The 10366-nt window shown below is 50.3% G+C and carries 10 protein-coding genes; 6 read left to right on the top strand and 4 right to left on the bottom strand.

All coding sequences use genetic code 11. From position 1 onward, the window contains the following. Nucleotides 1-108: 108 nt before the first annotated feature. Both ACN4EK_RS31195 and ACN4EK_RS31190 read left to right on the top strand, forming a co-directional pair. Complete coding sequence (locus ACN4EK_RS31195) at nucleotides 109-549, top strand: hypothetical protein (RefSeq protein ID WP_431662339.1); 441 nt, start codon at nucleotides 109-111, stop codon at nucleotides 547-549. A gap of 610 nt (nucleotides 550-1159) precedes the next feature. Beyond that, nucleotides 1160-1504, top strand: a complete 345-nt coding sequence (locus tag ACN4EK_RS31190; RefSeq protein WP_431662338.1) for a hypothetical protein — start codon at nucleotides 1160-1162, stop codon at nucleotides 1502-1504. Here ACN4EK_RS31190 and ACN4EK_RS31185 read toward each other — a convergent pair. Both ACN4EK_RS31185 and ACN4EK_RS31180 read right to left on the bottom strand, forming a co-directional pair. Continuing rightward, nucleotides 1501-2844, bottom strand: coding sequence for a YcjF family protein (locus ACN4EK_RS31185; protein ID WP_431662337.1), 1344 nt, complete (start codon nucleotides 2842-2844; stop codon nucleotides 1501-1503). The genes ACN4EK_RS31190 and ACN4EK_RS31185 overlap by 4 nt on opposite strands. Nucleotides 2845-2864: 20 nt before the next feature. Then, nucleotides 2865-3203 (bottom strand): DUF2973 domain-containing protein, encoded by a 339-nt coding sequence (locus ACN4EK_RS31180; protein WP_431662336.1) that lies wholly within the window; start codon nucleotides 3201-3203, stop codon nucleotides 2865-2867. Nucleotides 3204-3609: 406 nt separating this feature from the next. Between ACN4EK_RS31180 and thrS the strand changes: the two genes are divergently transcribed. Together thrS and ACN4EK_RS31170 are read left to right on the top strand one after the other, a co-directional pair. Further along, entirely contained in the window at nucleotides 3610-5418 is a 1809-nt protein-coding gene (gene thrS, locus ACN4EK_RS31175; RefSeq protein ID WP_431662335.1) for a threonine--tRNA ligase, read from the top strand. A gap of 74 nt (nucleotides 5419-5492) precedes the next feature. After that, nucleotides 5493-5684 carry a hypothetical protein gene (locus ACN4EK_RS31170; RefSeq protein WP_431662334.1) on the top strand — a complete coding sequence of 64 codons (192 nt, stop codon included), beginning with the start codon at nucleotides 5493-5495 and terminating at the stop codon, nucleotides 5682-5684. A 98-nt stretch (nucleotides 5685-5782) separates the two neighbouring features. Here ACN4EK_RS31170 and ACN4EK_RS31165 read toward each other — a convergent pair whose 3' ends face one another. Both ACN4EK_RS31165 and ACN4EK_RS31160 read right to left on the bottom strand, forming a co-directional pair. Next, nucleotides 5783-6037: a hypothetical protein gene (locus ACN4EK_RS31165; protein WP_431662333.1), complete on the bottom strand. Its 255-nt coding sequence runs from the start codon at nucleotides 6035-6037 to the stop codon at nucleotides 5783-5785. A 148-nt stretch (nucleotides 6038-6185) separates the two neighbouring features. Then, the gene (locus tag ACN4EK_RS31160; protein WP_431662332.1) at nucleotides 6186-6377 is read right to left on the bottom strand and encodes a hypothetical protein; all 192 of its coding nucleotides are present in this window, start codon (nucleotides 6375-6377) and stop codon (nucleotides 6186-6188) included. A gap of 457 nt (nucleotides 6378-6834) precedes the next feature. Between ACN4EK_RS31160 and ACN4EK_RS31155 the strand changes: the two genes are divergently transcribed. Together ACN4EK_RS31155 and ACN4EK_RS31150 are read left to right on the top strand one after the other, a co-directional pair. Further along, the gene (locus tag ACN4EK_RS31155; protein WP_431662331.1) at nucleotides 6835-7464 is read left to right on the top strand and encodes a hypothetical protein; all 630 of its coding nucleotides are present in this window, start codon (nucleotides 6835-6837) and stop codon (nucleotides 7462-7464) included. A gap of 340 nt (nucleotides 7465-7804) precedes the next feature. Further along, nucleotides 7805-10291, top strand: coding sequence for an EAL domain-containing protein (locus ACN4EK_RS31150; RefSeq protein ID WP_431662330.1), 2487 nt, complete (start codon nucleotides 7805-7807; stop codon nucleotides 10289-10291). Nucleotides 10292-10366: the final 75 nt, after the last annotated feature.

The raw sequence follows: 10366 nt of genomic DNA, 5'->3' as shown, positions 1-10366 counted from the left end.
AGATGTGTATAAGAGACAGCCTCCCTCCACCTCCTCAGCCGCTCCCGCTCCGTTCCGCCCCCCCAACGCTACACCTGCCCGATCGCTCTGGAACCCCTGGCGACAGCGATGGTGCGTGATTTACCGAGTTATATCAATCGGCTCCAACGTCGAATTCCCCGCCGCACCCAGCGACCAGACGAAAATTTGTATACGATCGCCGCCAGTCTCCCCGAGCTAGACGCGCTCCCGATCGGCAGTGCCGAATATGCCAGTCCTGAGGATGCTCAGCTTCAGCAGGTCTTTTTCACCACATTGGAACGCCAGTACACCGAACAAGGTGTCCGAGAATGGCAGAGTTATCACTGGTTATTCCTATCCCCAGCGAAAGCCGGTTGGCAACTAGCGCTTCTGTTCTCCCGTCAAGGCGACTATCCCCGTAGCACACAACCCTTAACCCCACCCCAAAATGCCAGCCAGAGCGTGACCGCATTAGCCATTCGTACCTGGTTGAGGGATTGTCAGGCAGGGGCAATCAAACCACTCCAGGGGCAGATCACAATCCCTTAAGCCCATGCGATGATGGGATACAGTCCTTGTTAAAACGGCACACTCTATCAAGAGAACTTCCTATCTACTCCTGCTAGCAACTGAATCAAACGACGACTTAATCAAGTGACTTGCATCAAGAAAGTTCCAGGTTATGAAATACTAATTAGACTTAGCTCTGTTTAACCAGAGAGCACTAGGTGCTAGTATTTGCACTCCTGCTTGCCCGGAGATTCAGTAGAAGCCAACCTGTGATTTACAAATCAACTTTAATAAGAATATTTCTTTACAATCAGCTATTTCACTGAAACTACCTTACTGGCTATAAATGTTAGCTGGTTGGTTGAGCGATTTTACGGTCGTAATATTCATAGCAGTTGTTTAAATTGAGTTTGCAAGGCATCAGGGTGATTAAGTTGTGTGTGTTTCGTCAAACTTTAGTGAAAAGCTGGATTTTACTACTCAAAAATCGCTCCATAAACGGTGTTGTCACCACACATCATTGTTGCTATGCCTCCCTTCCCCATGCTGTAACTTCGGGTTATCCTAACTAGTTATCCAGTGAGTCGCTCAAATGCCTTCCCTTTCTAATGCTGGGTTGAAAACTTCTTTACCTGCTACAGACTCAGCTATGTCTTATGCCGATGATATCGTAGGTGCAGCAATTTTTGATCTGAATGGGCTGCCGAAGGAATACTTTACGACTGCGGATAGCAGCAACATGAGTTGGGTACAAACCATCTTTCAAGCCTTAGGATTGCGATCGCTACTGATGTCGTCTCTCCAGCTAGAAGGGTTCCGTCACGCCACCATTTATGGGACAGAATATTGCGCTGTGGTTGTGAAGCAACGGGCTTATTACACCGCCCTACTCCTGAAGCATCGCGATGATGCTATTCCCGATGCCATGATTCAGTGGGTGCAAACCTTTCAACTGAGCGAACTACGTGCCAACCCCCGCTTCAAAGTGGCTTAATCATTCGCTGGAGTACCAGTACGCTTAAACCGCTCTTTGGCGGTCTGAAACGCTTCTCGCATTACCTGTTGAATCCGCTCAGGATCTGGCTTCTTGCCCCCCATCAAATCCCCAAAATAGACACAGGCTCCTTCTCCCAACGCCCAGGTGTAGGCAGCCGCCCAGGAAGCTGCTATTACACTGCCAAACCCCGGAATAAATTTGATTAACTCTCGCCCGATCGCCTGCGCTAAAAACCCACCCGCGATCGCACTCACCAGACCGCCAGCCTGGGATGGGGTTAAGGTCTGACCATAGAGTTTGCCTAATGCTCCAACCATTGTCACCTGTAGGGCTGTTAGCACCGGCATGGTCGCAAACGGTAAGGGAACCGCCGCTAAAGTGGCAGCAATGACGGCAAAGGGCAGAATATACCGCCGTCCCGCATCCCGATACAGATTGCCTAATTGACTGCCCACACCATCGTCTAGCAGTTGATGAATGGCTTGGGCTTCAGCTTCAGGCAATAGCTCGGCTAAGGTGTCTCGTAGAGCTTCTAAACCATAAAACACGGGCGAAAAGCCATCTTCCTCTAAGGTGAAGTCAATCAACACGGAGCGATCGTACAACCCCGCAAAGCCCCGTTGCAGTTCGGCAAAGGCGCGGCTCAGATCAGGATATTCGGGTGGATAACTGGGATGATCCACAACATCAGCCGGATACAGTTCGTGTAAACAGGTGACAACCAATAGACAGGGTACGTGCGGATATTTCTGCCGGAGTTGTTGGGCGATTTGCCGTAAAGTATCCGTAGCGAAATCATTAATCTTGACGGTCAGCAACACCACGCTGGCACGATCGCCCGTTTTTAGCTCTTGCAATAATTCTTGAATCAGGACTTGCGTATCCTGCCGTCCATCGCCTAACCCAACGGTATCGGTAAACAGCAGCAGGGGTAAATCCGCCGTTGGATACGCGTAACGCTGGGTATATTGCGTATGGGGTCGAAATCCCTGTCCGACGATTTCCGCCGCCACCCCAGTTACTCCCCGAATAATTGAACTTTTGCCAGCCTGGGGCTTGCCAACTAAGAGGGCTTCGGTGGTAGGCAAGTTGGCGCGAACGGTTTCCAGAATTTCGGCAACTTGATCTTCGCTGACACTAAACCACTGCACCAGGGATTGGGCAGCCTGATCGATCGGCAATAGTTTACGAACTTGAGCACCCGCCCCACTGAAGAACCCAAACACTCGATCGGGGAACGAGGGATTTGAGAGCGGTGGAGACGACGAAGCCTCCGTTGGCTCCGAATCTACTTCAGGGCGCTGAGGGAGATAATTTTCGTCCCGTTGTTCCGTCATGGACAACCCATTACAGCCTGCTAGCTATCGTCCCGCGATTCGTTGTTGGAACCAGGGGCACTGGAACCGGGAGACGACTCATACAGTGCATCCAACTGTTCTCGCGCATCGTCTACCGTCATCGATCGCATTACCAGCAAAGGCTCATTAATCACATTACCACTATTATCTAAAAATTCGGGGTGGGGTACGGCAGGTTGACCGCCAGAGAACGATCGTGACCCATTGGTTCTATTTTTAGCCGAGGAAAAAGAACGCTGAGATTCCATCCCCAAGGTCATGAGATTGCGAATTAAATTGGCAACCGCCAAAAACGCAAGGATGGTAAACGCAAGAATATAGAGCAGGTGCAGTATCATAGCGCTTCCTCGAAAATCCAGATCGCTGAATTCTGGTGATCAAACAGCCTAATTTATTCGCTTTATCAAAAGTTTGGCTTAACCAACTAACTCAATTCTAAGAGCTTTAACCACCGATGAGAATCCTCCCAAGGTGGTTCCAGAACCGTCTAGAGTTAGCCTGATCTGCTTGATCCAGGCTCAGGCAAGAATTAAATTACTGTATCGCCTGTATCTTGTTATCTTAACTTCTTTCGGGTTTCTTAATCTTTGGTGATATAAGTTTACAAATTAGCGGTGCAGGGAAGGTAATTCTCTCCCGGTCGATCGCGATCGGCTACCGAGTCAGTCAGTCCAAACGGTTAAGATAGAGCCTATAGCCTGATCATGCTGCTATTTTCACCTCATTTATTTGTATTAACGATCCATGTCTGAAGCCAATCAGCCTGAAAAAATCCATTTGCCTAAGACGAGCGAATCCGAGAGTTTGAAAAAGATTCGTCACACCACATCCCATGTCATGGCAATGGCAGTGCAAAAGCTGTTTCCCAAGGCACAGGTGACGATCGGCCCCTGGATTGAAAATGGCTTCTATTACGATTTTGATAGCCCAGAACCGTTTGCCGAGAAGGATCTGAAGGCAATTAAGAAGGAGATGATCAAAATCATCAACCGCAAATTGCCCGTGACACGGGAAGAGGTCAGCCGGGAGGAAGCCGAACGTCGGATTCAAGCGATTAATGAACCCTATAAGCTGGAAATTCTGGCGGATTTGCAAGAACCAATTACGATTTATCACCTGGGCGAGCAATGGTGGGATTTGTGTGCCGGCCCTCACGTAGAGAATACGGCTGAATTGAATGCCAGTGCGTTTGATTTAGAGAGTGTCGCGGGAGCTTACTGGCGCGGGGATGAAACCAAAGCCCAGTTGCAGCGAATTTACGGCACCGCCTGGGAAACGCCAGAACAACTGGCTGAATATAAACGCCGCAAGGAAGAAGCCCTCAAGCGCGACCACCGCAAGCTGGGGAAGGAACTTGGTTTGTTCATTTTTGCCGATCCGGTAGGTCCCGGTCTGCCACTCTGGACTCCTAAAGGCACCACGCTGCGATCGCTGCTAGAGGATTTTCTCAAACAGGAACAACTCAAACGCGGCTACTTACCCGTCGTCACCCCCCATATTGGACGCGTCGATCTGTTCAAAATCTCCGGGCACTGGCAGAACTATAAAGAAGATATGTTCCCGATGATGGCGGAGGATGATGCGGCGCGACTGGCAGAACAGGGGTTTGCCTTAAAGCCGATGAACTGCCCGTTCCACATTCAGATCTATAAGAGTGAGTTGCGCTCTTACCGGGAACTGCCGATGCGTTTAGCCGAATTTGGCACCGTGTATCGCTACGAGCAGTCGGGGGAACTGGGGGGCTTAACGCGGGTGCGTGGCTTCACGGTTGATGACTCGCACTTGTTCGTCACCCCCGATCAACTGGAACAGGAGTTCCTCAATGTCGTGGACTTAATCCTGGCGGTCTTCAATGCCTTGCAACTGAAGAACTTCCGCGCCCGCCTCAGTTTCCGGGATCCGAAGTTAGATAAATATATCGGTTCCGATGAAGCCTGGGAAAAGGCTGAAGCTGCCATTCGCCAAGCCGCCGATACCCTCGGTCTACCCTCCTTTGAAGGGATTGGAGAAGCCGCCTTCTACGGCCCGAAGCTGGACTTCATTTTCCAGGATGTTCTCGATCGCGAGTGGCAACTGGGAACGGTGCAGGTAGACTACAACCTACCAGAGCGGTTTGACCTGGAATATGTAGCCGAGGATGGCACTCGCAAGCGTCCAGTCATGATTCATCGCGCTCCCTTTGGTTCCTTAGAGCGCTTGATCGGAATTCTGATTGAGGAATATGCCGGGGATTTCCCCCTCTGGTTAGCGCCTACGCAGGTACGGCTATTGCCAGTGGGTGAGGAATTCCTTCCCTACGCCAATGATGTGGTCAGCAAACTGCGGGTAATGGGAATCCGGGCAGAAGTCGATACCAGCGGCGAGCGCTTAAGCAAACTGATTCGCAATGCCGAGAAGGATAAGATTCCGGTGATGGCTGTGGTAGGAGCCAAGGAAATAGAAGGTAATGCCCTCAGCATCCGGACACGGGCAGAGGGTGAACTGGGATCTATTCCAGTGGCAACCGTCCTCGATCGCCTGAAAGCCGCCAACGAAAATCACGGTAATTTCTAGCCAGATCCACGAAATCGTGTAGGGTGTGTTAGCGACAGAGGAATACACCCTGCCACTCTTTAAGGAACAGACTGATGGAATTAGAAAATAAGCTGAAAGAAGTTAATACGAAGGCGTTAGAACAGGCGATCGCAAAGGTCGTGACGGATGCAACAGGTTGGGACTATGCCTGCACGATTCGGACGATCGAGTATGTCAATACCGGAACCGCCGAAGTGAAACTGACCCTGGAAACCACGGATTGGTTAATGCCCAAAAATGATTAATTAGTCTGAGAGCGGGTTGAGCCAATGAATTGACCTTGTTCGAGGAGTTTTCAGCCAAACCCGCCCCGACTGAATCGGCGATCTGTTTAATTGCTTCTTTACAAACCAGAAGAACGGGATTCCAGACGTTTGGCAACCCAACTACTAATGCCACTGATAATGGCTCCTGCCATCAGAATACCGATCGCAGGTTGCATCACCGGAGTCCAGAGAGAGTACCAGATATCCAGACCGAGTGGCACTCCCGCCGACCGCCCCACCACCGCGATCGCAAACCACACAAAGCTTAATAGCACAAAAAATAAATTTGCCATTAGCGCCAGATTTAACCACTGGAAGAACTGCTCTTTCATCGGTTGCTATTAAATAAAGTTATACAGGTCGTTCTTTAGCCTATCAAAAAAGCTCGATCGATTTAGAAGCATAAAAAAAGATGGCTACCCCCGACGAGCAGCCATCTGGCAACCCTATTCCCATGTTCCTTCAGCAAGTCATCGACCTCTAAACTTCTAATGATTGCTCAGTAGCCGTTTCCAAATTATCGGGATCGACGTAATAGCAAACAACCTCATTCATGCAAATCAATGCCCAACCAGAGCGATCGATATCAACTAAGCGATAGGGAATTTCTTGAATGAAATACCCGTGGTGATTACGAGTTCCTGGCTTAATTTCAATGTAGTCAACCACCATAGGAACACACTCCTTGCCGCCTGCAACGGTGAGTTTCGAGACGTGTACCAAACCTAAACCCAGAAAGACGAAGCGCTTTCCTCATCCACTTGATTATTCAACCTTATCATTTGATTCTTAAATAGGCTGTTAATTTATTTAAGGATTGTTGCTAAAACTCAATAATATAAGGCAATAACTCTATGCTTCTCCAGCCGTGAGTTGGTAATTCTTTAGGTCTTTTTTGGGATCGCCGACAAGATACTCAATGGATTGGAGAATAATTAACATTTGTTCAAGAAATTCTCAGGTTTATTCCTATTTCGATCGCTGTGATCAATCGATAGACGCAGGTTCGCGTGTTGCAGGAGATTCGGTCAAACACTTGTAGAACTGCTATAGTCGCGCTATTTATCAGGCTGGAATCACCACCGCTAACGTGGCTCCTAGATGAACAGACATGTTGGAATTACAACTTTTGAGCCTTTTGGTCGGTAGTCTGGGCATTCAGGCCGTCATGGTCAGTCGTTGGCTATGGCAGCAACAGCAGCTTGAGGCACAGCAACAGGAGGAGGAAGAAACGTTGACCCCCTATGAGTCCCAGGACAACCAAGCATTAGAGGCTCATTCCAATCGTTTGCCTCCACCGCAACCACCGAGAAATCCCCGATTAGCCGGATGGGAGTTTAAAATTGTCCGTGCCCATCGGGATGTCTTTCGTGATCCCACTGTGTTTAAACAGTTATGTGATGAAGAATCGCAATCAGGGTGGATTTTACTGGAGAAGTTAGACGATCGCCGGGTACGGTTCAAACGACCGATCGCACTGCGGGATCTGGTGAATTCTGAGCTATTACCGATCGATCCCTATCGGAGCCACTATGGTTCAACCTCGAACTGGGGAACACTGATATGGGCGATCGCATTGCTCACCGCGATCATTTTGCCTGCCTATCTTGGGTATGCTCTGGTTTCGCTCACGTTATCGCGTATTCAATCTGGTCCCGCTGCATCTACTCAACCGAGCACTGCTCCGACCCCGTCTCCCGATCGTCCGGCATCACCAACTCCGTCTAACTTACCGGAAACCTCTGGTGTACCAGAGTAATAGAGTAAATAGCTCGTAATGATCTGGCTCTAGAAACACTGGCAATGTCTCAAGGGAATTCTTACCCCTACTCCCCTAGTTGTGCGGCTACACTCAAATGCCCCACTCCCCTCTGCCCGTTCTGAAGCCTATCAGATAGGATGGAACGAAGCCCCTGGATTTTTTGGGTCAAGTGCTGTAACTGTGCTTGGGGGCTGGGTTGAATCTCTTGGTAGCCGTCTACTCTTGCCGTATCGTTCACGACAACCATATCCGTATTCGCCTATATCAGGTTCTCATAGCTCACATGACGGATTTCCGAATCAAATATGCAGGAGTGTTAAGGAACAGCCGCCGAGTTGTGGGATCTATCCTGACTCATCCCGTTCTCGTCACCAGTGTATTAGTCGCAGGCTCGGTTCTAGGAATTCGCAATTTAGGGGGACTACAACCCCTGGAACTGTTAGCGTTTGACCAAATGGTGCGGCTACGATCGGAAGCGGCGGCGGATCCTCGCTTATTAGTGGTCGCCATTACCGAGGAAGACATTCGCACCCAAAACCAATGGCCGATGTCGGATGCTGTTTTTGCTCGCTTGCTGGCAAACCTCCAACGGTATCAACCTCGGGTGATTGGGTTGGATATTTACCGGGATGTGCCCACTCAACCCGGACGATCGGAGCTGTTGGCACAACTGCAAGCCGATAACGTCATTACCATCAAAAGCCTGGGAGATGCAGAGGACAGCAAAGTGCCACCGCCTCCGGGTATTCCGCCGGAACGGGTCGGATTCAGTGATATTGTGCTTGATCCAGATACCGTGGTACGCCGAAATCTGCTGTATGCCTCTAAAGGGACAGAGAAACTCTATTCATTCTCCCTGCGCTTGAGTTTACGCTACCTGAGCAACGAGAAGTTAGCCTTCCAAGCCACCCCAGACTACTTAAAGATTGGCGACACCGTATTTCCACCCTTAGATCGCGATTCGGGAGGCTACCAATCGATCGATGATGGGGGCTATCAGGTCTTACTGAATTATCACTCTGCAAGCGACATCGCCCGCCAGGTGACGTTGACTCAAGTATTAACCGATCGCGTTGATCCAGCCTGGATCAAAGACAAGATCATCGTAGTGGGAACCACCGCTCCCAGTGTCAAAGATTTATTTCTCACCCCCTATAATCTCTCAGCTAACCAAAGCCCGAAGATGCCGGGCGTACTCGTACATACCCAAATGGTCAGCCAGATCCTCAGTACGGTGCTGGATGGCAGACCCTTATTTTGGTTTTGGGCACAAGCGGGTGAAATGCTGTGGATTGTGGCATGGTCAGTGGCGGGGGGCGTATTAGCCTGGTGGTTTCGGCATCCATTGGCACTAGGCGTAGCCATGATCGCCAGTGTTGGCGGACTATTTGGGATTTGTTTAGGTATATTTTCAGCCGCCGGATGGATTCCCTTAGTCCCCGCCGCGATCGCGTTAGTGGCTTCCAGCATTGGCGTTATTGTCTGGAAACTGTTGCATGATGCCCTGCATGACAGCCTGACCGGATTACCCAACCGTACCTTATTTATTCAACACCTTCAGTGGGCGATCGCCAGCGATCGTCACCTCCTGGGCTGGTTCAATTATCGCGAACCACCGTCCACCGCCGTCCTCTTGTTGGGGTTGGACAGCTTTAAAACGATCAATGATAGTTTCGGACATCGCCTGGGGGATCAACTCATTGCTACCTTTGCCCACCGCTTGCGCCATTGTCTGCGATCGCAAACCCAGTTGGCTCGGGTGGGGGGCGACGAGTTTGCCGTGTTGTTGCGGGATATTCGCGATGCCGAAGAGGTGATGCATCTAGCAGATCAAATTCAGCGTCAGGTGACTAAACCTTTCTCCCTCAATGGGCAAGAAGTGTTTGCCACAGCCAGTATTGGCATGGTGCTGGACTGTGCTGATTCGCAAGCTCACCCTGAGGATATTCTGCGCGATGCTCACACGGCAATGCAGCAGGCTAAGGCTTCGGGAAAAGCTCGCTACCAGTTGTTTGTAGCTGGAATGCGCGATCAAGTGATGACCCGATTGCAACTGGAAACGGATTTGCGCCGCGCGATCGAACGCCAGGAGTTTCGCCTGCATTATCAACCGTTTATTTCGTTGGAAACTGGAAAAATTGCCGGATTTGAAGCGCTGGCTCGGTGGCAGCATCCCCAACGCGGCTTTGTCCATCCTGCCGAATTCATTCCCGTTGCGGAAGAAACGGATTTGATTATCCCGATGGGGCGGTGGATTATTCACGAAGCCTGCCAACAGCTAAAGACCTGGCAGCAACAATTCCCCATGGAGCCGCCCCTCCTCGTCAGTGTCAATCTATCGGGTAAACAATTTCCCCAACCGGATCTGGTCGAACAAATCGAGCAAACATTACACGATACAGGTTTGGATGGTCGCTGTCTCAAGTTGGAAATTACTGAAAGTATTGCGATGACCGATGTGGAAGCCACGATCGCCCTGTTACTGCGGCTGAAGGAATTGAATCTGCAACTGAGTATTGATGATTTTGGTACAGGGTACTCCTCCTTAAGTTATTTGCATCGGTTCCCCACCGATACGATTAAGGTCGATCGCTCCTTTGTCAGCCGGATGGGCGATGAAAGCGAAGATGCTCACATCGTGCAAACGATCGTCATGCTGGGACATAACCTGGGCATGGACATTGTGGCAGAAGGTGTAGAAACGGCTGAACAGCTTGCCCGCCTCCGCGCCCTCAAATGTGAATATGCCCAGGGGTACTTTTTTGCCAAACCCCTATCCTGCGATGCGATCGCCACCCTACTCAAATCCGATCCCCATTGGTAACCCACATTCGCTCCTCTCACCTCCCCATCTCCCTATCGTCCCCACCTCCCCACCTGCTGTCTCTTATACACATCT

The sequence above is a fragment of the Pantanalinema rosaneae CENA516 genome, assembly GCF_050753385.1.
In the GTDB taxonomy this organism is placed as follows: Bacteria; Cyanobacteriota; Cyanobacteriia; order Leptolyngbyales; family Leptolyngbyaceae; genus Pantanalinema; species Pantanalinema rosaneae.
This window is presented reverse-complemented; position numbering and strand designations above follow the sequence as displayed.

What these genes read in the sequence shown, in the direction of transcription:
- ACN4EK_RS31195 (WP_431662339.1), top strand. Translation starts at nt 109, where the DNA reads ATGGTGCGTGATTTACCGAGTTATATCAATCGGCTCCAACGTCGAATT.
- ACN4EK_RS31190 (WP_431662338.1), top strand. Translation starts at nt 1,160, where the DNA reads ATGTCTTATGCCGATGATATCGTAGGTGCAGCAATTTTTGATCTGAAT.
- ACN4EK_RS31185 (WP_431662337.1), bottom strand. Translation starts at nt 2,844, where the DNA reads ATGACGGAACAACGGGACGAAAATTATCTCCCTCAGCGCCCTGAAGTA.
- ACN4EK_RS31180 (WP_431662336.1), bottom strand. Translation starts at nt 3,203, where the DNA reads ATGATACTGCACCTGCTCTATATTCTTGCGTTTACCATCCTTGCGTTT.
- thrS (WP_431662335.1), top strand. Translation starts at nt 3,610, where the DNA reads ATGTCTGAAGCCAATCAGCCTGAAAAAATCCATTTGCCTAAGACGAGC.
- ACN4EK_RS31170 (WP_431662334.1), top strand. Translation starts at nt 5,493, where the DNA reads ATGGAATTAGAAAATAAGCTGAAAGAAGTTAATACGAAGGCGTTAGAA.
- ACN4EK_RS31165 (WP_431662333.1), bottom strand. Translation starts at nt 6,037, where the DNA reads ATGAAAGAGCAGTTCTTCCAGTGGTTAAATCTGGCGCTAATGGCAAAT.
- ACN4EK_RS31160 (WP_431662332.1), bottom strand. Translation starts at nt 6,377, where the DNA reads ATGGTGGTTGACTACATTGAAATTAAGCCAGGAACTCGTAATCACCAC.